This is a genomic window from Bacteroides sp. 224 (genome assembly GCF_010500995.1).
GTDB lineage: Bacteria > Bacteroidota > Bacteroidia > Bacteroidales > Bacteroidaceae > Bacteroides.
Genome location: NZ_QVMK01000001.1, coordinates 112,452 through 137,860 on the forward strand (window position 1 = coordinate 112,452; position 25,409 = coordinate 137,860).

The 25,409-nt window shown below is 41.7% G+C and carries 18 protein-coding genes; all 18 read left to right on the forward strand.

What is annotated here, in order from left to right; all coding sequences use genetic code 11:
* Positions 1-567: 567 nt before the first annotated feature.
* Positions 568-1,137: an RNA polymerase sigma factor gene (locus D0T60_RS00355; RefSeq protein WP_163216101.1), complete on the forward strand. Its 570-nt coding sequence runs from the start codon at positions 568-570 to the stop codon at positions 1,135-1,137.
* 142 nt (positions 1,138-1,279) lie between these two features.
* Entirely contained in the window at positions 1,280-2,482 is a 1,203-nt protein-coding gene (locus tag D0T60_RS00360) for a FecR family protein (protein WP_163216104.1), read from the forward strand.
* 152 nt (positions 2,483-2,634) lie between these two features.
* Positions 2,635-6,072 carry a TonB-dependent receptor gene (locus tag D0T60_RS00365; protein ID WP_163216107.1) on the forward strand — a complete coding sequence of 1,146 codons (3,438 nt, stop codon included), beginning with the start codon at positions 2,635-2,637 and terminating at the stop codon, positions 6,070-6,072.
* 11 nt (positions 6,073-6,083) lie between these two features.
* A complete protein-coding gene (locus D0T60_RS00370) occupies positions 6,084-8,018 on the forward strand; it encodes a RagB/SusD family nutrient uptake outer membrane protein (RefSeq protein WP_163216110.1) in 1,935 nt (644 codons plus the stop codon).
* Between the two features lie 21 nt (positions 8,019-8,039).
* A complete protein-coding gene (locus tag D0T60_RS00375; RefSeq protein ID WP_163216113.1) occupies positions 8,040-9,326 on the forward strand; it encodes a glycoside hydrolase family 76 protein in 1,287 nt (428 codons plus the stop codon).
* A gap of 131 nt (positions 9,327-9,457) precedes the next feature.
* Entirely contained in the window at positions 9,458-10,600 is a 1,143-nt protein-coding gene (locus D0T60_RS00380) for a DUF4972 domain-containing protein (protein ID WP_163216116.1), read from the forward strand.
* Positions 10,601-10,626: 26 nt separating this feature from the next.
* The gene (locus D0T60_RS00385; protein ID WP_203558258.1) at positions 10,627-12,090 is read left to right on the forward strand and encodes a DUF4972 domain-containing protein; all 1,464 of its coding nucleotides are present in this window, start codon (positions 10,627-10,629) and stop codon (positions 12,088-12,090) included.
* Positions 12,091-12,358: 268 nt separating this feature from the next.
* Complete coding sequence (metG, locus tag D0T60_RS00390; RefSeq protein WP_163216119.1) at positions 12,359-14,398, forward strand: methionine--tRNA ligase; 2,040 nt, start codon at positions 12,359-12,361, stop codon at positions 14,396-14,398.
* Positions 14,399-14,527: 129 nt separating this feature from the next.
* Complete coding sequence (locus D0T60_RS00395) at positions 14,528-15,967, forward strand: lipopolysaccharide biosynthesis protein (RefSeq protein WP_163216122.1); 1,440 nt, start codon at positions 14,528-14,530, stop codon at positions 15,965-15,967.
* The gene (locus D0T60_RS00400) at positions 15,964-16,818 is read left to right on the forward strand and encodes a glycosyltransferase family 2 protein (RefSeq protein WP_163216125.1); all 855 of its coding nucleotides are present in this window, start codon (positions 15,964-15,966) and stop codon (positions 16,816-16,818) included. Before D0T60_RS00395 ends, D0T60_RS00400 begins: the two co-directional genes overlap by 4 nt.
* Complete coding sequence (locus D0T60_RS00405; protein WP_163216127.1) at positions 16,815-17,858, forward strand: hypothetical protein; 1,044 nt, start codon at positions 16,815-16,817, stop codon at positions 17,856-17,858. The genes D0T60_RS00400 and D0T60_RS00405 overlap by 4 nt, the downstream gene beginning before the upstream one ends.
* A 57-nt stretch (positions 17,859-17,915) precedes the next feature.
* Positions 17,916-19,724, forward strand: coding sequence for an aminotransferase class I/II-fold pyridoxal phosphate-dependent enzyme (locus tag D0T60_RS00410; protein WP_163216130.1), 1,809 nt, complete (start codon positions 17,916-17,918; stop codon positions 19,722-19,724).
* 3 nt (positions 19,725-19,727) lie between these two features.
* The gene (locus D0T60_RS00415) at positions 19,728-20,843 is read left to right on the forward strand and encodes an NAD/NADP octopine/nopaline dehydrogenase family protein (RefSeq protein ID WP_163216133.1); all 1,116 of its coding nucleotides are present in this window, start codon (positions 19,728-19,730) and stop codon (positions 20,841-20,843) included.
* Positions 20,840-21,646, forward strand: a complete 807-nt coding sequence (locus tag D0T60_RS00420) for a phosphorylcholine transferase LicD (protein ID WP_239059465.1) — start codon at positions 20,840-20,842, stop codon at positions 21,644-21,646. The genes D0T60_RS00415 and D0T60_RS00420 overlap by 4 nt, the downstream gene beginning before the upstream one ends.
* Positions 21,647-21,652: 6 nt before the next feature.
* Positions 21,653-22,576 (forward strand): hypothetical protein, encoded by a 924-nt coding sequence (locus tag D0T60_RS00425; protein WP_163216136.1) that lies wholly within the window; start codon positions 21,653-21,655, stop codon positions 22,574-22,576.
* A gap of 51 nt (positions 22,577-22,627) precedes the next feature.
* On the forward strand, positions 22,628-23,893 hold the full coding sequence (locus D0T60_RS00430; protein WP_163216138.1) for a glycosyltransferase family 4 protein: 1,266 nt from the start codon (positions 22,628-22,630) through the stop codon (positions 23,891-23,893).
* Complete coding sequence (locus tag D0T60_RS00435) at positions 23,886-24,638, forward strand: glycosyltransferase family 2 protein (RefSeq protein WP_163216141.1); 753 nt, start codon at positions 23,886-23,888, stop codon at positions 24,636-24,638. The genes D0T60_RS00430 and D0T60_RS00435 overlap by 8 nt, the downstream gene beginning before the upstream one ends.
* Before the next feature lie 184 nt (positions 24,639-24,822).
* The gene (locus D0T60_RS00440) at positions 24,823-25,407 is read left to right on the forward strand and encodes an FKBP-type peptidyl-prolyl cis-trans isomerase (protein ID WP_163216143.1); all 585 of its coding nucleotides are present in this window, start codon (positions 24,823-24,825) and stop codon (positions 25,405-25,407) included.
* Positions 25,408-25,409: the final 2 nt, after the last annotated feature.

The window sequence follows — 25,409 nt, forward strand, 5'->3', positions numbered from 1 at the left end:
AGGTTGATGTTAAAGATGCTCATATTTCTGTTTGTACAGGGAATTTTTCGCCAAAACCTAACGCACCTCACGCACTTGGGGTTGAAACGACTTGCAGTAAAGGGTTTGAGGTGCGTTAGGTGGTCGAAAATACCTAACGCACCAATCACGCACCTAACGCGCGCCATAAAAACACAGCTCTCAGGCAGCATCAGATACCGCATTTGGTTTATACCTGTATAAGTCTGGCCATTTTAGGGCAAGGCAAAAAGATAAAAAAGACCCGGGTCTTTCCTACCAAAACACCCGGATCTTTTCCATTGAAACATCCGGGTGTTTTTAACGCAAACAAATAAGCAGTTAAAGCACCAAACAGTTATTTTCCGCTGCAACCAAAGCTTTGTTTTTTGCAGCTATTCTCACAGATGTAAGTACATGAAATACTTTTTCCATGGAAAAGAAAATTAGATCGACTCTGAAACACGGACAAATATTCATTAAATTAAAATCCGTGCAATCTGTGGCATCTGTGTCTAAACTTTAATTTATTATACTATTTTTGCAGATAAATCTTTAAGTACACCATCCATGCACACTGAGTTTAATTCCGATGTTCTTTTATGGAAGAGGTTCCTCAAAGGGGATTCGGAGGCCTATTCTCAGATATACCAACAAACGGTAAAGGATCTATTTCAGTACGGCTTATTGTATACTACAGACAGAGAACTGATTAAAGATTGCATTCACGATGTCTTTGTGAAGATCTATGCCAATCGTGCCAACCTGAATGTTACCAACAACATTATGGGCTACCTCATCGTTGCCCTAAAAAATACACTGCTCAACGCCCTGCAAAAAAACGCCAACCACCCCACCACCGGCGAACCCGCCCCCGAAAAAGAAACAGCTACCGACCACTCTACTCCGGAAACCGCCTATATAAAAGAAGAAGAGGAACAACAAACCAAGCAAACCGTTCGCACCATCATGGCTGCACTACCCGAACGGCAACGCGAAATAATCTACTACCGCTATATGCAAGATATGAGTATTCAGGAAATTGCCGAGATAACGGATATGAATTACCAATCTGTGTTAAACTCCATACAACGGGCACTGAATAAGGTGAAGGGGAAGTTTAGGAGAAAGGGGAAATAATTAATTGACAGCTAACAATTGACAATTGCGATGTTGCAGAAATCTCTCTGCTACAAAGAAAAGATACTCAAAGAAAAAACTCCGAAAAACATGAGTATAAAACACAATCAGCTCTGTTATATGAATAGTTATGATAAATAAAATGAATCTTAAAGCAACAAATACAGACTTTACACTATATACTTTTGAAGACTTTCTTCAAAATGATTTCTTTATATCTTCCATGAAGCATCCCACGGAAGAAACTATAAACTTCTGGAAACAATTCGAGCTTTCCGCCCCATCTAATATAAACGAGTTTACGGCAGCCAAAGAATATCTGGCAGCTTTATCAGTAAGCGAAGATACACTCTCCGATAATGAAATGACCGGTCTATGGGCGCGCATCGACACCACCAACGCACATACAGCAGGCAGCAAACGCAGAAAGCTGCGCTACATTGGGTGGAGTGCTGCGGCAAGCATCCTCCTTATTCTGGGTAGTTTCCTCCTGATAGAGAACTACGGCAAGCATGGCACCCCCGATATCACCAACTTTGCCATGCAAACAAAGATCGACCTGCCCGAAACCACCGAAACCCTGCTGATCCTCTCCGAAGAGAAGACTGTAAGCATCAACAAAAAAGAATCGGAAATTACCTATAACAAACAAGATATTAAAGCCGATGAGGAAAGCATTGTGAAAGAAAAAACGGCTACCTACAATCAGTTGGTAATTCCTCGTGGCAAGCGTTCGGTGCTCACCTTCTCCGATGGTTCCAAAGTATGGATCAATTCGGGCACGCGGGTGATATATCCGGCCGAATTTGAAGATAAAAAGCGCGAGATTTATGTAGATGGAGAGATTTACATTGAAGTGGCCAAAGACGAAAACCGCCCCTTCTATGTGCGCACCAAAGAGATGAACGTGCGTGTGTTAGGAACCAAGTTCAATGTAACAGCCTACGAGGCAGACTCGGCATACAGCGTGGTGCTGGTAGAAGGATCGGTTCAAGTAGAATCCGAACATAGCCCCAAAACAATATTAAGCCCCAATCAGATGTTTAGCATGGTCAACGGCAGCGTAGAAACAGACTATGTAGATGTAGATCAGTACACCTCCTGGATATATGGACTTTACAGATTTAAGAGCGCACCATTGAGCCATGTACTGAACAGACTCTCCATTTATTATGGAATCAATATAGAGTCAGAACCCTCTTTCAGTCAGATTAAATGTTCGGGAAAGATCGATCTAAAAGATGATTTCGAGGTAGTACTCAACGGATTAACCTTTGTCGCACCCATAAAATATACGTATGATGAACAAAAAGCCACTTACCAAATTGTGAAAAACAGCGAGTAAAAACATAAAGAGTAGTTAACCAAAATCAAATTCTAATTTATGACGTATTATTTCAATAGTGGATGATGCTGCAGCATCGTCCGGGAGGCGCTTTGTCTCTAAAAAACAAGAGTTTTTTATAATACTTATGTGAAACATCAACTTTATCAACAATGAGAAATGCAACAAACAAATGGAAGGATAAAGTACTGGGACTATTCATTTGTTTCCTGTTTGCAGGAACAAGTCCGGCCTTAGCCAGTAGTAACTTCCATTACTCACAAATGAAAACCCTTTCCATCCATGTAGAGAACAGAACATTGAGGGAAGCTTTCAAAGAAATCGAGAAAAACAGTCAATTTGTATTCTTCTATTTAGATGATGACATCGACTTGGAACGCAAAGTCTCTTTCAACATCAAAGGAGAAAAGATAGAAGATATACTCAACAAACTCCTGGAAGGTACATCCTGCAAGTATCAGGTTGCCGACCGCCAGGTATTTATCTCCGGCAAAGGTACAAGTAGTGCCGACGCACAACAGCAAAACGGGCGCAAGATATCAGGGCGTATCACCGACATCAAAGGAGAACCTCTGATTGGGGTGAACGTAGCCGAAGAAGGCTCAACCAATGGCGTGATAACCAATGTAGACGGTTTGTACGAATTACGCGTTAACAAAAAGAACGCCATCGTAAAAGCCTCTTATGTAGGGTTTAAAGTAGCCGAAGTAAAAGTTACAGGTTCTACCAATATCTACGACATTATATTGGAAGAACAAGTAAACGAGCTGGAAGAAACCGTAATCGTAGGTTTCGGTACCCAACGTAAAATCAGTAACATCGGTGCGCAATCTACACTTAGCGTGGCAGACATCAAAGCGCCATCGGCCAGTTTAACCAGTGTGTTATCCGGACGTTTGGCAGGGGTAGTAGCCGTTCAGCGAACCGGAGAACCCGGAAAAGACGCAGCCGACATCTGGATTCGTGGTATCTCCACACCAAATAACTCCCGCCCTTTAATATTGGTAGATGGAGTAGAACGTGCTTTTAACGACATCGACCCGGAAGATGTGGAATCACTCACTACCCTGAAAGATGCTTCTGCAACAGCCGTTTACGGGGTTCGCGGTGCAAATGGTGTAATCATTATCAAAACAAAACCCGGTAAGGTAGGTAAGCCCACCATCAGTGCCGATTATTACGAATCGTTTACCCGTTTCACCAAGAAGGTGGATCTTGCCGATGGCGTTAGCTATATGCATGCCGCTAATGAGGCGTTAAAAAACGATGGCTTGGCACCTAAATATTCCGAAGAACATATCAAAAACACGCAAGCAGGGTTCGACCCCTATCTATACCCGAATGTAGACTGGATCAAAGAATGTTTCGAAGACTGGGGGCACAATCGTCGTGTAAACGTAAACATACGCGGGGGTAGCGAAAGAGCCACTTATTATGCTTCTGTTAGCTACTACAACGAAACCGGTATGACGGCCACCGACAATAGCATCAAAGGATACGATTCAAAGATGAAGTACGATCGTTATAACTTTACCACTAATATCGCTATTAACGCTACTTCCACCACCAAAGTAGAAATTGGTGCGCAAGGATATTTGGGTGAGGGTAATTACCCGGCCATTTCATCGGGTACTATATACGGATCGGCCATGTCTATCTCTCCGGTAGATTATCCGAAGATGTTCTACATTAACGGAGAGGCTTTTGTTCCTGGTATCAATCCCAATGGTGGTTTCCGCAATCCGTATGCCGATGCTACGCGTCGCGGTTATGAGAATCTTACCAAAAACCAAATTTACTCTAACCTGCGTATTACGCAAGACTTGGACATGATAACCAAAGGACTGAAGTTAACCGCTATGTATGCATTCGATGTATATAATGAAGTAAAACTTAAACAAGATCGTAGAGAATCTACTTATTACTTCCAGAACACGAATGTGCCTTATGATATGGATGGCTATCCGATACTGTCGAAAACATACACCGGATCAGACGTTCTCGGTTTCTCTCAAACATCAAGCGGTAACAAGAAAACTTACCTGGAGGCATCACTCAACTACGATCGTACATTCGGCGATCATCGGGTAAGCGGGCTTTTCTTATTCAACCAGGAACAAAAGTTGATACAACAAAAAGACATCACCCTCGAAAACTCGCTTCCCTATAGAATGAGGGGGATTGCCGGCCGTGTTACTTATTCGTGGAAAGACCGTTATTTCGGCGAATTCAATGTAGGTTACAATGGTTCGGAAAACTTCTCTCCTAAAAAACGCTACGGTACATTCCCGGCTTTCGGTTTAGGATGGGTAGTTTCTAATGAGAAGTTCTGGGAACCCATTTCGGGCACTGTTTCTTTCCTTAAAATACGCTATACCGATGGTAAAATTGGTAACAGTAATGTAAACGACAGACGTTTCATGTACCTCGACCAGTTAAAAGGAAGTGGAAGTTATGGCTACATTCTGGGTCCTAACGGAACCAAATTCGGAGGATACGAAATAGTGAACAATGCAGTAGACCTTGTTTGGGAAGAAGCCCGAAAACAAGATTTGGGTATTGATATAAAGCTGTTTAATGATGACCTGTCTATTATATTCGATGTATTTAAAGAAAGACGCGAGAACATTTTGTTAAAACGTTCCAACTCAATTCCGTCATTCCTGGGATACAACACGGCTGCTCCTTACGGCAACGTAGGTATTGTAGAGAATAAAGGTTTCGATGGAACCATCGAATACAACAAACGATTGAATAGAGACTGGACTCTTTCTCTTCGGGGAAATGTAACCTACAATGAAGATAAGTGGATAAAAGGCGAATTGCCCGATCAAAAATATTCGTGGATGAACCAGAATGGCAACAATATCAATGCAAAAACCGGATACATTGCCGAAGGCTTATTTACCCAAGCCGAGATTGATGATATATCTCGCTGGGAAGCACTCTCGCCCGAGAATAAGGCCATAACGCCCAGACCTTTTGCTACACAGTTCGGCACGATAAAAGCCGGAGATATTAAATACAAAGACCTGAATAACGACGGCAAAATCGATGCTTACGATAAAAGCTATATTTGCCGGGGAGATGTTCCTAAATTCGTATACGGTTTCGGTTTCACTGTAGGATGGAAGGAACTGTCTGTAGGAATGCTCTTTCAGGGAGTACACAATGCCGAACGTCTTTTAAGTGGCAACAGTATTCAGCCATTTAACAGTGGCGGTGGTGCAGGTAATCTATACCATAATATAGAAGATCGCTGGACGGAAGAAAACCCAAACCAAAATGTTTTCTACCCACGTTTATCTTACGGAGCCGAAACCGGCAGTAACCAGAATAACTTCCAGCCAAGCACTTGGTGGCTACGCGATGTAAGCTTTCTGCGTCTGAAAACGTTGCAGATCTCTTATAACTTACCCAAAGACTGGGTGCGCAAAGTTTCGTTAAAGAATGCCGCTGTATACGTAATGGGTAACAACCTGTTTACACTAAGCAAATTTAAATTGTGGGATCCCGAGTTGAATACCGATAATGGTTCTTCTTATCCCAATACGACCTCTTATTCCATTGGAGTTAATTTCACTTTCTAAAACATACGATTATGAACAAATATATATTAGCAGGTATTTTATCACTCGTACTGGTAACGACTTCTTGCTCAGACTATTTCGATCAGGTGCCGGATGACCGCTTATCTATGAATGAGGTTTTCAAAACCAGAGACGGAGCACTGGGATATCTGGCAGGTGTGTATACCTACCTCCCCGATGAATTTAATCAGAGACAAGTGCACGAAACATCGTTATATCGTACACCCGGCCCGTGGACGGCTGCTTCCGACGAGGCAGAGTATGTTTCATCCGGCAATAAAGCCAAGTTGATTAACAACAACACCATGAGTGCTACCGAAGAAACGATGGTAAAAACACGTTGGAAGAGCTGGTTCTCGGGCGTTCGCGAGTCGTTTGTATTCACCAGATACATTGACCAAACACCAACCGACCAGGTAAACCCATCCGAAAAGCAGCAATGGAAAGCAGAAGCAAAAGCTTTGCGCGCCATCTACTTTTTCTACCTGGTACGCACGTACGGCCCTGTACCTTTACTGCAAAAAGAATATGAACAAGGTACACCAACTGATGAGTTGCAGTTGCCTCGCAGCACTGTAGATGAGTGTTTCAACTACATTGTAGCCCAATTAAAGGAAGCGCAAAAAGAAGGATTGCTGGACAATGCCTCATCCGATGCCGTTAGTGGGTTGGGACGTATTGATAAAGCCATTGCCCAAGCCTTTATTATCGAGGCACTTACCTACCGTGCCAGTTGGTTATTCAACGGAGAGTGCAATTACTATGCAAACTTAGCCAATGAGGACGGAACGAAGTTGTTTCCCGCTGTTCCCGATCAGCAAACCATCAAAACAAACTGGCAGAAGGTAGTTACAGAATGCCAGGCATTCCTTACTACTTACGGAAGCCGCTACCAGCTGATGTATACCAACAAAGACGGTAAAGATGTAACAGACACCGATGCAAGCGGATATGATCCGTATGAATCCTATCGCCGCGCGGTTAGAACTCCCCGCAGTGAAATTAACAACAACCGGGAAATGATATTCTATCGTATCGACAACTCTGCCGGAACTATGCAGTACGACCGCATGCCTAACGACCGCCGCATCAGCGATACCAATTACAAAGGCGGTAGCCTGCTGGGTGCCACACAAGAGCAGGTAGATGCTTATTTCATGGCTAACGGTATGTCGCCCATCCTCGGATATAAAGCCGACGGCGTGACCCCAATTTATAACGAAGAAGCCGGTTATGTAGAAGATGGAATGAGCAAAGAAGCCTATAAATCTTCCACCGGGCAGGTGTATGCTCCGCTGGGTACACGAATGATGTATGTAAACCGCGAACCACGCTTCTATGCCGATATTACCTTCAACGGGCAAAAGTGGTTTGAAGGAACCAACGGCGGCAACGTTTCCGATTTCTATTACAGCGGAGACTGTGGTAAGAAAGGCGGTGTAAACGACTATACCAGCACCGGCTACTTAGTACGTAAATGTATGGGAGCCGGCAACCGGAGTCAAAGCTTAGTATGTATTTTACTACGTTTACCCAATATCTACTTCAACTATATGGAAGCGCTTTGCCATACAGATCCTACACACAGCGATATTTGGAAATACATGAATCAAATTCGTAAACGTGCAGGCATCCCTATGTATGGCGAAGGTACCAATGCCTTACCACGCCCAAGTAATAAAGACGATATAATGGAGTTGATACGCAAAGAGAAACGTGTAGAACTATCTTTCGAGAATTGTCGCTACTTTGATGTTCGTCGTTGGGGATTGGCCAATGAGTACTTCAACAGACCGATTCATGGTATGAATATTAACGGAGATGGTGAAGACTTCTTCATACGCTCGCAAGTGGTGGAACGCAAATTCGATCGTCAGTACTTCTTCCCCATTCCTCAGGGAGAGATAGACGTAGATAAGAACTTAGTTCAAAACCCCGGATATTAATCAATTTAACTTATTACGATTATGATCAAACAATATATTATATCGGCCATATCCTTGTTTTGCGGAGCCTGTTTTATATCTGCTTGCAGCGACGACGACGATTCGGTTTATGTGCTCGACTACGAAATAGTAACCCCTTATACCAATGCCGACACATGGGTGGCTTACGATGCATTCAACGAATACCTGTTGGACAAAGAGACACATATCTATAAGAAAGACAGCAGTGTGCCCAACGGTGCCAATACCAAAAAGACTGTAGGTGCCATCTGGACACAAGCCATTTATTGGGATATGTCGATGAACGCCTACAAGCGCGCCGTAAAAGAGAATGATGCAGCTAAGCAAACAAAATACAAAGCGCTGGTAGACGAAATATTCGAAGGTAACAAAGCACATTACGTAGACTTCAACTGGCACGACCCCAATGGCGAAACCGGTTGGTTTATCTACGACGACATCATGTGGTGGACTATCTCTCACGCACGTGCCTACGAGTTATTCAAAGATGAGAAGTACCTGAAGCTGGCCGACGAAAGCTTTTGCCGCGTATGGCATGGCTCGTACATTGTAAAAGACAGAGGCTCTTACGATAAAGTAGACGGTGGTATGTTCTGGCAATGGAACCAAAGCAATCCGCCCGATACCAGTGGCAAAGGTAAGATGGCATGTATCAACTTCCCGACGGTTATTGCTGCTATGACGTTGTACAACAGCATTTCCCCATCAGACGAACAACACAAGAAGGATGATGAAACCGGATTTGGCGGAAACTCAAACTACCCAAGATGGCACAGCCGCGATACATACCTTGCCAATGCAAAGGAAATCTATGATTGGGGAGTGAAAAACCTCTTCGACAAGAATACAGGTAATGTAGCCGATAGTCGTCACGGAAACGATGTGGCCTGGAAAGCAACCGTTTACAACCAAGGTACATTCATTGGCGCATCTTGTATGCTATACAAACTCACCGGCGAACAGGAATATCTGGACAATGCCATCATGGCTACCAAATATACCATGGATACCATGTCGGAACCGTTGTACATCCTCCCATTCAAAGATGGAGAAGAGCAAGGCATCTACACAGCCATCTTTGCGCAATACATGGAGATGCTGGTTTACGATTGCGGACAAACTCAATTCCGTCCCTGGTTGGAACGCACCATTAATTACGGATGGAAATACCGGAACGAGCGTAACCTGACTAACAAAGATTACAGTAAGGTGCCCGGAAAAGATGTTTCCTGCTACGATGCTTCGGGAGTACCCGCGTTAATGCTTGTATTGCCGACTGATAAATAAAGAAGCTAATGGAACACAGAGACACAGAGGCACAAAGTTTTTGCAAGTAATGCCTCTTGCCTTAATTTAAAATCTCTGTGACTTTGCGTCTCTGTGTTCTAAACAATAATAGAAATTAAATCTGAAAAAGAATGAATACTAAAAATAGATTATGGAGCGTATGGACCTATGCTTTCTGCATGGTACTGATCGTACAATTCTCCGCCTGTTCGGAAGAGAAGCATGATTTTGCTACGGCTCCGGAAATTAAAGATACCTATATTGATAAGCTGGATGCAGTAATCGTTGCCATGACGGACTTGCAGCAGAACTCCGATTATGGAAACAAAACCGGGCAGTATCCGGCAGAAAGCCGCGCCATCCTGAGCAATGCAATTGATGATGCCAACCGGGCTGTATTGCTGATTAAGTATCAAAACCCTGCTCCATCGGCAAGTGAGAAAGAAAGGTACCTGAAGAATGCCAATGATGCCATCGGCAGATTTAAAGAAACAATTCGCACAGAAGATGCCGAAACCATTCCGGCCGAGCTATTCGTAGATGGTAAGACAAACGAATCTTACATAAACTACGGACGCAGTAAAGACTACACAGTATTTGGCGAAACAGGAAATCAGGCATTTACCATCGAGTTCTGGGTGAAGATCATGGAGCACGGACCACATGACAATGACATATTCCTTTGCACTTATATGTCGAACAGTCAGTGGCGTAATGGTTGGATGCTTTACCGGCGTATTTCCAATGGTGGAATCTTCCGTGCTACCTGGGCAGGCATCACAGCAAGCGGTCGCAGAGGCTTGTGGGAACCCTCTTACACTGCACCTGCCGACAAAGTATGGCAGCACTATGTGTTTATTCAAAGCGATAAAGGATTGGACGGCGATCCGAACCTGCGTGCAAAACTTTACCTGAACGGCGAACTGAAAGCCACTCAAACCAACAGCAACGCAAGTGAGGTATATAACTCTACCGATTATGATAACTACGACAAACCAATGACGGGCTTCTGCCGTTGGGTAAACAACGAGAGAATGGAAGAAGGTTTCTCCGGCTACATGAAGAAAATCCGCATCTGGAAAGAAGCAAAATCCGAAGAGTATGTGATAGCCTCTTCCAAAGAAGAAACAAACATCACCGGTAAAGAAACCAACCTGGTAGCCGCCTGGGATTTCACTTCCAAGCCCACCGGAGCAGATAACGAGGTACTCGACCTAACCGGCAAACATACCGCCAAACTGATCGGTACTTACAAATGGGAACGTATTAAATAATCTTTTTACACCTAATAATTTGAAATATGAAACAACTTATAAATAAAACAGCCGCCCGGCATCTACTATCTTTAGCATTGATAGTATGCATGGCCTGTCTATGGAGCGGGTGTTCGGATGATAACGATGTGGAATTCATCACAGATACTTCATTAAGTATTCTTCAGGAAAACCGTGCTTCTTTAGAATATCTGTTAAGCAGCTCTGCTTATGGCACTGCTCCGGGCACTTTCCCCGAAAGCAGCAAACAGATTCTGAACACGGCGATTAATGAACTGGATACGCACATCGCCAAACTGAAAAACGGAGAGGGTATTACCGACAGTGCTTTGGAATCTCTCGTGGCCAAAACCAATCAAGCCATTGATTCCTTTAAAAATAGTCGTTTGTATAATCTTTCCGAAACAGCTCGTGAGCTTATCAGGAAACTCAACGCCAAAGCGGCCGAATATGAAACCCTGTTGGAAGATAATACGGTATGGGGCGACCACAAAGGACAGTATCCGATAGACAGCAAAACGATTCTTCAAAAAGCCATTGATGATTTGTATGCAGTGTCGGAACGTGCCCAGTCGGGTGCTATCACCAACTTTACACAAGAACTATTTGATGATGCTATGGCCTCTGCCGAAGAACAAAAACAAAAGCTCGAAGCAACCAAATGGGAAGAAGATCACATCACCTGGAACCTCTTTGTAGATGGCAACAAAGGTGGTTACATTGACTTTGGGTATAACGAAGACTATGTTAGATTCGGAGCCGACAACCATCAAAGCTTTACCATTGAACTTTGGGTAAACGTCAAAGAATTCTGTAGTAAATCCGGAGAAGATAACAGTACTTTCTTAGCATCGTATGTAAGTTCTCCGCGTAGCGGATGGCGTGTTCAGTACAGAAAATCGAGTGGAAAAGATTACATGAGAGGTACCATGGCGCACTGGCAAAACGAAGGTCCTAAAGACCCGGAATGGTGGGAACCACGTGCCTCCGTACCCAACCCACGGAATAACTGGACGCACTTTGCCTTTGCCGTATCCGATGATGGTGTACCGGGATTCTCTCCTCCACAATCGCACTCCAAAGCCTGTGTATTTGTGAATGGTACTCAAACCGGAGACGTAATCCGTGTAGGCGAAGCCTGGAGAACATACTTGGAAGATGGCTGTGTAGATAAAAAAATGCCTCTAACCGGATTCTGCCGCTTAGGTTCCGATCAGGTAACCCGCGAAGAGTATTTCTCCGGATACCTCAAATACATTCGCATCTGGAAGAGTGTTAGAAGCCGCGATGAAATCCGTCTGTCTTCCTTAGGCGAAACGGATGTAGACCCCAATGATCCGAATCTGGTTGCCGCCTGGGATTTTGAAGTACTTGGCTCACAGCCTACAGGAACAATAATTCCCGATCTTACAGGTCGCCATACTGCAACACTAAAAGGTCCGGATGGAACTTATAAATGGGTGGAAAGCACTACAATAGCTATACAATAAAGTTCTCTGTTAGGTATTAGTATTCTCTCGAATCCCTCTGCTTCCGGTAAGAAAGAAGTGGGGGGATTCTTTTGTTATATAAGTTGCTACTGGCAATTGAATAAAATGCTACTGGCAATCAAGCAAATTGCTACTGGCAGTTAGAGCAAATGCTACCAGCACTTTCAGTTCCAAAGAACACCTCTTTTTGAGAGAAAACAATTACCTTTGCAAATTCGCAGATTATCACCTGTTATAAAGCTCTAACAGATAAATAAAAACTCAATATATGGAAAAGAAATTCAAAAGAACCACTATTACTTCGGCTCTGCCATACGCCAATGGACCCGTGCATATCGGTCACCTGGCCGGAGTATACGTACCGGCAGATATCTACGCACGATATCTTCGCCTTAAAAAAGAAGAAGTAGTATTTATTGGAGGCTCAGATGAGCATGGCGTGCCCATCACCATCCGTGCAAAGAAAGAAGGTGTTACTCCGCAAGACATCGTAGATCGTTATCACTACCTGATAAAAGATTCTTTTGAGAAGTTTGGTATCTCTTTCGATATCTACTCGCGCACTACCTCGCAGACACATAAAGAGTTGGCATCGCAAATCTTCCGTACCATATATGATAAAAGCGGTTTTATTGAACAAACATCCGAGCAATATTATGACGAAGAGGCGCATCAGTTCCTTGCCGACCGCTATATTACAGGCGAATGCCCTCATTGCCATTCGGAAGGCGCTTACGGCGACCAATGCGAGAAGTGCGGTACATCTCTTTCTCCTACCGACTTGATTAATCCTAAAAGCACCATCAGCGGAACGGCTCCTGTGATGAAAGAAACCAAGCACTGGTATCTGCCACTCGACCAGCACGAAGCTTGGTTGCGTCAATGGATTCTGGAAGAGCATAAAGAATGGCGTCCCAACGTATACGGACAATGTAAGAGCTGGTTGGATATGGGGTTACAACCCCGCGCTGTAAGTCGCGACCTCGATTGGGGTATCCCCGTTCCTGTAGAAGGAGCCGATGGTAAAGTGCTTTACGTTTGGTTTGATGCTCCTATCGGATATATTTCTAACACCAAAGAACTATTTCCCGACAGTTGGGAAAAGTGGTGGAAAGATCCCAAAAGCCGTTTGGTTCATTTCATTGGTAAAGACAATATCGTATTCCATTGCATTGTGTTTCCTGCCATGCTCAAGGCAGAAGGAAGTTACATTCTTCCCGACAATGTGCCGGGCAATGAGTTTTTGAATCTGGAAGGAGATAAAATCTCCACTTCGCGCAACTGGGCGGTATGGTTGCACGAATACTTGGAAGATTTCCCCGGCAAGCAAGACGTGTTGCGCTATGTACTTACCGCCAATGCACCCGAAACGAAGGATAATGACTTTACCTGGAAAGACTTTCAGGCACGCAATAACAATGAGTTGGTAGCTGTGTATGGTAACTTCGTGAATCGTGCTTTGGTGCTGACTAATAAATACTTCGACGGAAAAGTGCCTAATGCCGGAGCGCTTACCGATTACGATAAAGAAACACTGAAAGAGTTTGCCGACGTAAAAACCGAAGTAGAAAAGCTTTTGAATATCTTCAAGTTCCGCGATGCACAAAAGGAAGCTATGAACTTAGCCCGTATTGGTAATAAGTATCTGGCAGATACCGAACCTTGGAAGTTGGCAAAAACAGATATGGAACGCGTAGGCACTATTCTCAACATCAGCTTGCAGTTGGTGGCCAACTTAGCTATTGCTTTTGAACCCTTCCTACCATTCAGCTCGCAAAAGCTTCGCGATATGCTGAACATGAGTAGCTTTGAATGGACACAACTGGGACAAACGGATCTTCTGTCTGCCGGACATCAACTGAATAAAGCCGAACTTTTGTTCGAGAAACTTGAAGATGATGTAATTGAAGCACAGGTACAGAAACTACTCGACACTAAAAAAGCAAACGAAGAGGCCAATTATAAGGCAAACCCAATTCGCGAAAACATTGACTTTGAAGACTTTACTAAGTTAGACATCCGCGTAGGAACCGTACTTGAATGCCAGAAAGTGCCTAAAGCAGACAAGCTATTGCAATTCAAAATAGATGATGGACTGGAAACACGTACCATCGTATCGGGCATTGCCAAACACTATCAACCTGAGGAACTTGTAGGAAAGCAGGTTTGCTTTATTGCCAATCTGGCACCCAGAAAACTGAAAGGAATTGTTTCGGAAGGAATGATTCTCAGTGCAGAGAATAGCGACGGAAGTCTGGCTGTTGTGATGCCACAGAAGGAGGTGAAGCCGGGAAGCGAAGTGAAGTGATTTACGATTGGACGATTTACTATTTACGATTGGAATTAGTTTGTGTAAATAGTAAATTGTCTAAATAGTAACGAAGAAAAAGTTACTTCAATCGTAAATAGTAAATCGTCTAATCGTAAATAACTAAAATTGGAATCATTAAAAGAGAAAACAGCCAAAGGATTATTCTGGGGCGGATTAAGTAATGGACTCCAACAGTTACTAAATCTTGGCTTCGGCATCTTTTTGGCCCGTGTTCTTGATGCCGATGATTACGGGATGGTAGGTATGCTTACCATCTTTTCGCTTATAGCCTCCACTCTACAGGAAAGTGGTTTTACGGCTGCTCTTATTAATAAGAAAGAAGTAACCCACAAAGATTACAATGCCGTATTTTGGTTTAGTGCCTTGTTTAGCGCATTTCTGTATTTTTTGTTATTTATGGCTGCCCCCCTCATTGCTCAATTCTACGAAACACCTGTATTGACGGACTTGGCACGCTATTCCTTTCTTGGATTCTTTTTATCCAGTTTGGGGATTGCACACAGTGCTTATCTGTCTCGCAATCTAAAGATTAAGCAGAAAGCAATTTCTTCGGTTATTGCACTCACCCTTTCGGGTATTGTAGGAGTTACGTTGGCTTACCTTGGCTATTCGTACTGGGGGATTGCTACTCAAAATCTGGTTTACATTGGTACAATGACTGTGTGCCTTTGGTGCTTCTCTTCGTGGAGGCCTACTTTCCAAATTAGTTTCGCACCTTTAAGAAGCATGGTTGGCTTCAGTTATAAACTACTCATTACCAATATTTTTAATCACATTAACCACAACCTGCTTTCTGTTATATTAGGGAAATTCTATTCAGAAACAGAAGTAGGATATTACAACCAAGCCAATAAATGGTGCGGTATGGGGCAGCAGATGATTCTTGGAATGATAAACGGAGTGGCGCAACCGATCTTTGCCAGTGCATCAGATGATGCTGAACGGCAAAAAAGAATCTTTCGGAAGATGCTTCGCTTCGCGGCTTTTACCTCTTTCCCTGCCATGCTGGGGCTTGGGTTGGTTTCGGAAGAGTTGATTGTTATAGCCGTTACGGATAAATGGTTACCAAGTGTACCCATGATACAATTACTTTGCATAGGAGGTGCCTTTGTGCCTATTATCAATCTCTATCAACAATTGATTATCAGTAAAGGAATGTCTCGGGTGTTTATGTGGAATATCATGGCTTTGGGAGTAATTTTACTTGCAAGCGCGCTCTGTACATATCCTTATGGAATTCAGACAATGCTCGTTGTCTATGTATCTATCAATATAAGTTGGTTCTTTGTCTGGCATTTCTTTGTGCAAAGAGCTATTGGATTAAGTCTGTTTCATGCCCTGAAAGACATTCTTCCTTATGCATTTATTGCTGCCGGGGTGATGGCGGTTACTTATTACATCACTTCCTTCATTACCAATATCTACTTTTGTTTTGCTGGCAAGATAGTTATTGCGGCTGCATTATATATATTCGTTATGTGGGCAAGTAAGTCGGCCACATTCAAAGAAAGTTTAGAATACCTGACTAAAAGGAGGAAATCATGAAAGTATTAGGTGTGGTTACACTTTATTATCCTCCCAAGAATGTGGTAGAGAATATCCAATCTTATATCGACGGGATGGATGGGTTGGTCGTTTGGGATAATACTCCCCAATCGGTGCCGGTACAATTTCCGGAAGAAATCAAAGAAAAAATAATCACATACAGGCAGGGGGATAATGTAGGAATTGGCAAAGCACTTAACTATGCTGCTTCCATAGCATTGGAGAAAGATTATACCCACCTGCTAACTATGGATCAGGATAGTAGGTTCCTTCCTGACATGTTTAATTCGTATATCCGGGTAATTAGTAAAGACCGGGATACTTCTCATTATGCTTATGTGCCACTCATCAATGGAACCCCTCTTGCCGAAGAAGGTATGAAGGAGGTACAGGGGATGATTATTTCAGGAAGTGTCTTCCCCATTAAAGCCATCAAGCAAGTTGGATGGTTTAATGAAGAATTTGTCATAGATGCAATTGATACTGAGTATCTACTTCGTATCCATCGGCAGAAAGGGAAAGTTATGCAGGTACCAATAGCAAGTTTAAAACACGAACTGGGGCATCCGCTTTGTAAACAGTTCTTTTGTTGGCGCCCTGTATCACTGAATTATCCACCTATTCGAACATATTACATTGCTCGCAATTTCCTCTATCTGCGGAAGAACTATCCGGAGTTTAAACGAAAAGATCTTATTTGGACGCTTATCTGGAAAAGACCTTTCTATATTCTGTTTATGGAGAAAAGAAAGTGGCAGAAACTAAGAGCATGGGTCACAGGGGTATTTCAGGGGATAAGAGGAGATGTGAATCATGATGCATACTACAAAAGAATGAATCAACAGAAATGAAAGATATCACAGAATCATACAAGGTACTTAATCAGTCTTTTCGCAAGGTATTAATTTATCATGTAGGAATAGACGCCGGCTTCTTTGCCGAGTACAGCTATATGGTTAGTGCGATACTTTATTGCCTGCAACATAAAATTCAATTCAAACTCTATTCTGCCGATGCTAATTTTGGATACGATAAAGGGTGGAACGACTATTTCATTCCTTTTTGTGAAGAAGTGAACGAGGCTTTTCATCATACATACAATACACATGCCATTCCATCGTGGAAGGAAATAATAAGGAGGAGCTTCAAACAGAAGAATTGTGCCTTGTTGAAGTGGAAATTTAAACATGTCTATCGCACTTTCATCGGAACAATTCTGGCCATTGTTACTTATAAAGAAAAGGTAAGGTTGAATCATCATATCAAATTCAATCCAAACCAACATTTTTATATCTCTGAGTTAGGCATTGATGGAGATTATATGCATGCTTTTAGTAAGATAACAGAGATTGTTTGGCGCTTTAACCAAAATACAGCGATTAAATGCCGGAAGCTGATTGAAGACCTTCAACTTCCTCTCCATTATGCGGGCTGTCAGATACGTGGAGGAGATAAAATAACAGAAACAGAACTTATACCATCGGATTATTACATCCGGATAATTAAAGAAAAATCGGAAGAAAGAACGGTTTTTGTTCTTACAGACGATTACCGGATCTTTCAGCACCTGCAAAAGTCGTGGCCGGAAATAAATTGGTTTACACTTTGTGCTGCTAATGAGCAAGGGTATGTTAATAGCGAATTTACCAAAACAAACAGTCAAAAGAAGGAAATGCAGATGATGCGTTTTCTCTCTTCCATGCAAATTCTTATAGATGCATCTTTTTTTGTAGGAAGTATTACCACAGGACCCAGCTTGTTTCTGTTGAGAATACATCCTCATGCATATCCTGTAGATTGTTCGGTGGAAGATATATCAAAGATCATTGCTGCTCCTATTGCGATAAGAAGCAAGTTATCGACACAATATATGAATCATTGCGGGCAATAGACCTCAAAGAACCCAAAAAGATATATCTTTGCGATATAATATATAACAACTGTAAGGATGCAAGCAATTATCTTGGCAGCAGGAATGGGAAAGCGATTAGGTGAACTGACAAAGGAAAACACCAAATGCATGATTAAAGTAAACGGTGTTTACCTGATAGACCGTTTGCTGCGCCAACTATCCGATTTAAACCTTCAGCGTATCATTATCGTAGTTGGGTTCAAGGCCGACAAGTTGAAAGCGCATGTAGGTTCTTCTTTTAGCAACATACCCATTCAGTATGTAGAGAATCCTATCTATGATAAAACCAACAATATCTATTCTCTTTATTTAGCCAAAGATCAATTGCAAGAGGATGATACTTTGCTGATTGAATCGGATCTTATTTTCGAAGATTCCATATTTCATAAGGTAATGGACAACCCTTATCCTAACCTCGTGTTAGTGGCAAAATATGAATCGTGGATGGATGGAACTATGGTTCAGATGAATGAAGATAACGATATTGTTAACTTTATTTCGAAGAAGGCTTTTAGCTATAAAGAGATAGATACTTACTATAAAACCGTCAACATTTATAAGTTTAGCAAAGAGTTTTCGTGCCAGAATTATGTGCCTTTTCTTGAAGCTTACAGTAAAGCATTAGGCAACAACGAATATTACGAACAGGTTCTACGAGTTATCACCTTGTTGGAGAATTGCGAACTTAAAGGTCTTACCCTAAAAGGAGAACGCTGGTATGAGATTGATGATATATTGGATCTTGACATAGCAGAAACCCTTTTTGCCGAAGAAAATGGGTTGGAATTATACCACAAAAGATTCGGTGGATATTGGCGATTTCCACTTCTGAAAGATTTCTGCTACTTGGTGAACCCTTACTTCCCACCGCAAAGGATGAAGGAGGAAATTAAATCGAACTTCGATACTCTTTTAAGTGAATACCCTTCGGGAATGTCTGTCAACAGCTTATTGATGGCCAGAAATTTTAATATTAAACCAGACTATGTAGCTGTAGGAAATGGTGCGGCAGAGCTCATTAAAAGTTTAATGGAGTCGATTGATGGTAACATCGGAGCTATTTATCCAACTTTCGAGGAGTATCCAAATCGTATTCATAAGGAAAGAATCATTTCGTACCAGCCTGCAAACCCCGATTTTTCTTATACCGCACAGGATCTTATCGATTACTTTAATGACAAGGAACTTGAAGTTTTGATACTGATTAACCCGGATAATCCTTCGGGGAATTTTATATCCAAAGCAGATCTTATCACACTCGCCAATTGGGCACAGAGAAAGAGTGTCTTGCTGATTCTTGACGAATCTTTTGTTGACTTCTCTACGGAAAGTTACCATAATACAATGATTACCAATCAGATATTAGAAACATATCCGGAATTAGTAATAATAAAAAGTATCTCCAAATCTTATGGAGTGCCCGGATTAAGATTAGGGTTGGTAGCAAACTCCTGTACCCGGCGAATAGCTAAAATAAGAAAAGATATATCTATTTGGAACATCAACTCCTTTGCCGAATTTTATATGCAAATATACAGCAAGTACGATGTTGATTATAAGAATGCTTGCAAACAGTTCATTGCTGAGCGCGAACGTTTCTTTACCAAATTGAAGGAGATTCGTTTTCTGCGTGTTATTCCTTCTCAGGCCAACTATTTCTTATGTGAAATACGATCCGGTTATTCTTCCGGAGAATTAACTACCACATTGCTGAAGAAGTATAATATCTTAGTTAAAGACTGTGGAAAGAAAGCGGGGTTCAGTACTGAGAATTATATTCGTATAGCCATTCGCAATCAAGCAGATAATGATTTACTAATCAGGGCATTAAAAGAATCAGAATAATACATGAGTGTGCAAGTCTGTATATGTGGTGGTGGGGCCTTAGGGCATGTTATAGCCGGTTATCTGGGTAGTAAACCAGGTTATAAGGTTCATGTTTTGACAAGCAGACCTGAGCAATGGTCAAATACCTTATTAGTTAATGATTGTGAGGGAAAACAATTCCGGGGAGATATACATCTCATATCCTCCGATCCGGAAACGGTAATACCCGGAAGTAATATCGTATTGCTTTGTTTGCCCGGATATGCTATTGAGAATGTTTTATCGAAAATTAAGCCTTGGTTAAACAGCTCAATAATGGTGGGTAGTGTGGTTTCCAGTACCGGATTTTTCTTTATTGCTCACAGAGTTCTGGAAGGAAGTATTCCCTTATTTGGCTTTCAACGAACTCCTTTTATATGTCGTGTAGATAGCTATGGAACCTCTGCCAACCTTTTAGGGTATAAAAAGCAACTGCAACTTGCCACTCTCAGAGTAGCGGATACTCAGCAATTGGCACTTCGGATAGAAAACATGTTTGATACTCCTGTAGTACTATTAGATAGTTTCCTGGAAGTTTCTTTCACAAACAGCAATCCGTTATTGCACCCAAGCAGGCTATATACTTTATTCGGGCAAGATGAAAAAGGAAGAGTTTACGATACCCAACCCGGATTCTATTCCGACTGGGATAATGAGGCTTCCGAAATGCTCATAGCATGTGATAAGGAATTCTATCGGGTGTTGGATAAGCTTCCTGTAGATAAAAACAAAATACCGACTATACTCGCCCATTACGAAAGCAGTGGTGTTGAGTCTCTTACTCAAAAACTCAGATCTATTCCTGCTTTTGCCAATATAAAAGTGCCCATGAAGAAGACGGAAGTTGGGTTTGTATTAGATTTTAATAACAGGTACTTTACAGAAGATTTTCTCTTTGGACTATTAATTCTGAAGTCTGTAGCCGAGGCGGTAGCTGTTAAAACACCACACATCGACAGTATTTTATATTGGGGGCAAATGATATTGAACAAGACTTACCTGAATGAGCAAGGAGAACTTATTCGGGAAAATCTTTCGGATACAGGATATGTTTCTCCTGAGGTATTAAAAGAAATAATCACATCCAATAGCCAATGATGAATACGGAGAAAGAGTTAAGAGCACGTTTTAACCCCGATGGTTCTGTGTTGAGAATGCAGCAATTACGAATGTTGGAATTATTAGATTTCGTAGATGGTGTATGTAAAAAGCACAATATTCCTTATTGGTTGAGCTCAGGTACTTTGATTGGAGCAGTACGGCATAAAGGTTTTATTCCCTGGGACGACGACCTTGACATAGAGATGATGCGTAAAGATTACCTTCGCTTACTAAAAGTGCTCCCTACCGAACTTCCGGATCAATATGCTCTTCAGACTCATGAGACAGATGAAAATTACATCTTTATCTTCGGGAAACTGAGAGATAAAAACTCTTTCTTGTCAGAAACAAATGATTATGACCGGATATTCAAATACCGGGGTATTTACATTGATATATTTCCTATGGAGCACCTCACCAAAAGTGTTGCTTGGCTTGGAGGGCATCTGCATGGACAAATATACAAACAGCTAAAGAAAAAGAATATAGATAAGAAAACGTTGCTCAAGCGTGTGAACCGTATTTATTCTTTTAATCATCACATCAGTATGCCGGTTCTTCGTTTTTTCTCCCGGCTCTTTCCTGTAAAGGAAATCAGACACTCTTTAGGTACTGCTTATTTCTCTCCTCGCTATAAGGAAGAGATATTCCCTTTGGCTGAGATTGAATTTGAAGGAAAGCTCTTTCCTGCTCCACATGATACATATAGTTATTTAAAACGGATTTATGGGGATTATATGAATCTGCCCGATTTAGATAAAATCACACCTCATTTTAATAAAATAGAATTCTTTAAATAGTATAAAGTGAATTCAACAGTAAGAACCCTGGCGCCTGTTGCTCTATTTGTTTATGATCGTTTACAGAATACCAAGAAAACAATTGAGCACTTACAAAGAAATAGACTTGCTTCGGAAAGCATTCTCTATGTATTCAGTGATGGAGGAAAAGATGAAAAATCATGGACAGCTGTAAATCATGTCAGACAGTACCTCCACTCCATCAGCGGATTTAAAGAGATACACCTCATAGAGCGGGCTGAAAACTTTTACCTGGAAAGGAACATTATAGAAGGTATTTCGTATGTACTCTCCAGGCACGAAACAATTATTGTGCTGGAAGATGATATCTGTACTTCGCCAATATACCTCGATTATATTAATGAGGCATTAAACAAATACAAAGATGAACCCAAGGTAATGCATATATCCGGATTTACTAATCTTGATATTCCTACATTTGGAGATACTTACTTCACGCCGCACATGTCGGGGTGGGGGTGGGCTACCTGGAAGGGGAGGTGGCAACTATTTACTCATTATAACAGTCGGGAAGAGGCTTTGGCCGGTATGACTACTGCCGATCTCTTAAAGATAGAATACGGTGGGGCATTCAGTTGTTTGAAATCATTGAATAAAAACCCTATTCCCTGGGATATCTGTTGGGAAATACTTATTCATAAAAGAAAAGGGTTATGTCTGACTCCTACCCATACACTTATTAAGAATATAGGTATAGGAAGCGGAACTCATTTTAAAAGTAACCGGATTTTCGGCTGGTATGATTATGATCGGCCTTTCAGAACTCAAAAGGTAGTATTGGAAGATATTCCTATTGAAGAAACTCCGGAGATAGAAGCCATGTATGCCAAAGCTTTGAAAGATCATGGAATGAAATATAATCTCTTTGGTAAAATTACACGCTTCTTTTACAAAATACTTATCAGGTAACAAAAACGATTATTTTATTTTGTACTTTTGTAGAAACTTCCAATTTATTATATGAGAGTACTCCTGATCAATACCTCCGAACGTACTGGTGGAGCAGCTGTTGCAGCTGGCCGTTTACTGGAAGCGCTGAAGAATAATGGCATAAAAGCCAAAATGTTAGTGCGTGACAAACAGACAGATCGGATTAGCGTAATAGCACTCGATAAAAGTAAGATGCAATTATGGTATTTCCTTTGGGAGCGGGTGGTTATCTGGGCTGCCAACCGTTTTAAACGACATAACTTGTTCGAGGTAGACATAGCCAATGCCGGAAAAGATATTACCTCACTACCCGAATTTAAGGAAGCCGATATAATACACTTACATTGGATTAATCAGGGAATGTTATCCCTTAAAGGTATCCGGAAAATACTTAAATCGGGAAAGCCCGTGGTATGGACCATGCATGACATGTGGCCTTGCACGGGGATTTGTCATTATGCGGGCGAATGCACCGAATACCAAAACAGTTGCGGGCATTGCTCCTATCTGATTAATGGAGGATATAAAAAAGACTTGTCGTACAGGAGGTTTCTAAAGAAGCAAAAGATGCTGCAAGGTTCATCCATCAGCTTTGTGGCGTGTAGTCGATGGCTGGAGGAACAAGCCAAAAAGAGTGCATTGCTTATAGATCAAAGTGTTTGTAATATTCCCAACCCTATTAATACCAATCTTTTTAAGCCTCGAAACAAACAGGAAGCGCGTAGCAAATGCAATTTGCCTACAGATAAGTCTTTGATTCTCTTTGGCTCCGTAAAAATCAAAGATAAAAGAAAGGGCGCTAAATACCTGGCAGAAGCCTGCGAGATATTGATAAAGAAATATCCCGAGTTAAAGGATAATTTGGGGGTGGTAGTTTTAGGGCATCAATCTAAATATCTGGAAAAGTACATTCCATTCAAAGTATATTCTATGGATTATGTTAGTAATGAACACAAGTTAGTGGACATTTATAATTCGGTGGATATGTACGTAACTCCTTCTCTGGAAGATAATCTTCCTAATACAATTATGGAAGCCATGGCATGTGGTGTGCCTTGTGTTGGTTTTAATGTGGGAGGTATTCCTGAAATGATCGATCACCTTCATAATGGTTATGTAGCAAAATATAAATCTGCAGAAGATTTTGCCAATGGCATATACTGGATTTTGAGCGAAGGGAATTACCCGGTGCTCTCCGAACAAGCCTCCCGGAAAGTAGTAAGCAGCTATTCGGAAAGGATTATAGCCAAAAAGTATATTGATATCTACAATAAGCTAACCGGATCTCATGCCTGATCTATTTACGCCAACATTCTCAATTATTACCGTTACTTACAATGCTGAAAAGGTATTGGAGGCTACTATTCAAAGTGTGACTTCACAAACATATCCTCATATAGAGTATATTATTGTGGATGGTGCTTCCAAAGACGGAACAAAAGAAATCATCCAAAGATTCGATTCGCGCATTGACAAATGGATCAGCGAACCCGACAAAGGTATTTATGATGCCATGAATAAAGGAATTGTCTTGGCAACAGGCGATTATCTCTGTTTTCTGAATGCCGGAGATAGCTTGCGAGAAACTGATACATTGCAGAATGTAGTAGATTCCATCCGGGAAAATGAATTGCCGGATGTTATTTATGGAGAAACGGCCCTTGTAGATGTAAACAGAAACTTTCTGCGTATGCGTCGCCTCTCCGCACCGGAAGCGCTGACATGGAAAAGTTTCAAGCAAGGGATGTTAGTATGCCATCAGGCTTTCTTTGCCAAACGTTCGTTGGCAGAACCATATAATTTGCAATATCGCTTCTCTGCCGACTTTGATTGGTGCATCCGAATCATGAAGAAGTCGGAAGTATTATATAACACTCACTTAACTCTCATCGACTATCTGGAAGAAGGCATGACTACCCAAAACAGGAAAGCCTCCCTGAAAGAAAGATTCCGAATCATGGCAAAGTACTACGGATTGCCCGGCACTATACTCCGCCACATCGGATTTGTTTTTCGCTTACTTACGAAGCCGGGTCAGTAGCTCACTCATTCCCGCACCGGATAATACTACTAACTTTTTCATATACATATATTTACTTAAATCAGAATGAATAACAACTTATTTATAATAAAAGCCCTTATTCTTAACAAAAATAAGAAATTTTAAAAGAGTATGTGGCGAGCATTCAAATAAAACATGTACTTTTGCTACCTAAAATATTAATATGGATAAATTTAGTTATGCTATTGGCCTTGGAATAGGGCAAAACTTGTTGAGCATGGGAGCGCAAAATCTCTCAATAGAGGATTTCGCACAAGCAATTAATGATATCATGAAAGGCAATCCGACAGCCATTTCACATCAGGAAGCCCGTGAAATAGTAAATGATTATTTTGCTAAGTTAGAGCAAGAAATAAACGCAGAAAATATTGAAAAAGGAAAGAAATTCCTCGAAGAAAATAAAAACAATCCGGCTATAACAACTCTTCCGAGCGGACTTCAGTACGAAGTGATCACCGAAGGTAACGGTAAAAAGCCCCAAGCTACCGACCAAGTAAGATGCCATTATGAGGGAACATTAATTGATGGTACTCTTTTTGATAGCTCTATTAAACGTGGAGAGCCAGCCGTATTTGGTGTAAATCAGGTAATTCAGGGATGGGTAGAAGCACTGCAACTAATGACCGAAGGTTCCAAATGGAAACTATATATTCCTTCGGAATTGGGATATGGTGCACAAGGGGCCGGAGAAATGATCCCTCCACACAGCACATTGATATTCGAAGTTGAATTAATCGAAGTCTTATAAAT

Excerpts from the sequence above, each read along its gene's own strand:
- D0T60_RS00355 (WP_163216101.1), top strand. The coding sequence starts at position 568 with ATGCACACTGAGTTTAATTCCGATGTTCTTTTATGGAAGAGGTTCCTC.
- D0T60_RS00360 (WP_163216104.1), top strand. The coding sequence starts at position 1,280 with ATGAATCTTAAAGCAACAAATACAGACTTTACACTATATACTTTTGAA.
- D0T60_RS00365 (WP_163216107.1), top strand. The coding sequence starts at position 2,635 with ATGAGAAATGCAACAAACAAATGGAAGGATAAAGTACTGGGACTATTC.
- D0T60_RS00370 (WP_163216110.1), top strand. The coding sequence starts at position 6,084 with ATGAACAAATATATATTAGCAGGTATTTTATCACTCGTACTGGTAACG.
- D0T60_RS00375 (WP_163216113.1), top strand. The coding sequence starts at position 8,040 with ATGATCAAACAATATATTATATCGGCCATATCCTTGTTTTGCGGAGCC.
- D0T60_RS00380 (WP_163216116.1), top strand. The coding sequence starts at position 9,458 with ATGAATACTAAAAATAGATTATGGAGCGTATGGACCTATGCTTTCTGC.
- D0T60_RS00385 (WP_203558258.1), top strand. The coding sequence starts at position 10,627 with ATGAAACAACTTATAAATAAAACAGCCGCCCGGCATCTACTATCTTTA.
- metG (WP_163216119.1), top strand. The coding sequence starts at position 12,359 with ATGGAAAAGAAATTCAAAAGAACCACTATTACTTCGGCTCTGCCATAC.
- D0T60_RS00400 (WP_163216125.1), top strand. The coding sequence starts at position 15,964 with ATGAAAGTATTAGGTGTGGTTACACTTTATTATCCTCCCAAGAATGTG.
- D0T60_RS00405 (WP_163216127.1), top strand. The coding sequence starts at position 16,815 with ATGAAAGATATCACAGAATCATACAAGGTACTTAATCAGTCTTTTCGC.
- D0T60_RS00410 (WP_163216130.1), top strand. The coding sequence starts at position 17,916 with ATGCAAGCAATTATCTTGGCAGCAGGAATGGGAAAGCGATTAGGTGAA.
- D0T60_RS00415 (WP_163216133.1), top strand. The coding sequence starts at position 19,728 with ATGAGTGTGCAAGTCTGTATATGTGGTGGTGGGGCCTTAGGGCATGTT.
- D0T60_RS00420 (WP_239059465.1), top strand. The coding sequence starts at position 20,840 with ATGATGAATACGGAGAAAGAGTTAAGAGCACGTTTTAACCCCGATGGT.
- D0T60_RS00430 (WP_163216138.1), top strand. The coding sequence starts at position 22,628 with ATGAGAGTACTCCTGATCAATACCTCCGAACGTACTGGTGGAGCAGCT.
- D0T60_RS00435 (WP_163216141.1), top strand. The coding sequence starts at position 23,886 with ATGCCTGATCTATTTACGCCAACATTCTCAATTATTACCGTTACTTAC.
- D0T60_RS00440 (WP_163216143.1), top strand. The coding sequence starts at position 24,823 with ATGGATAAATTTAGTTATGCTATTGGCCTTGGAATAGGGCAAAACTTG.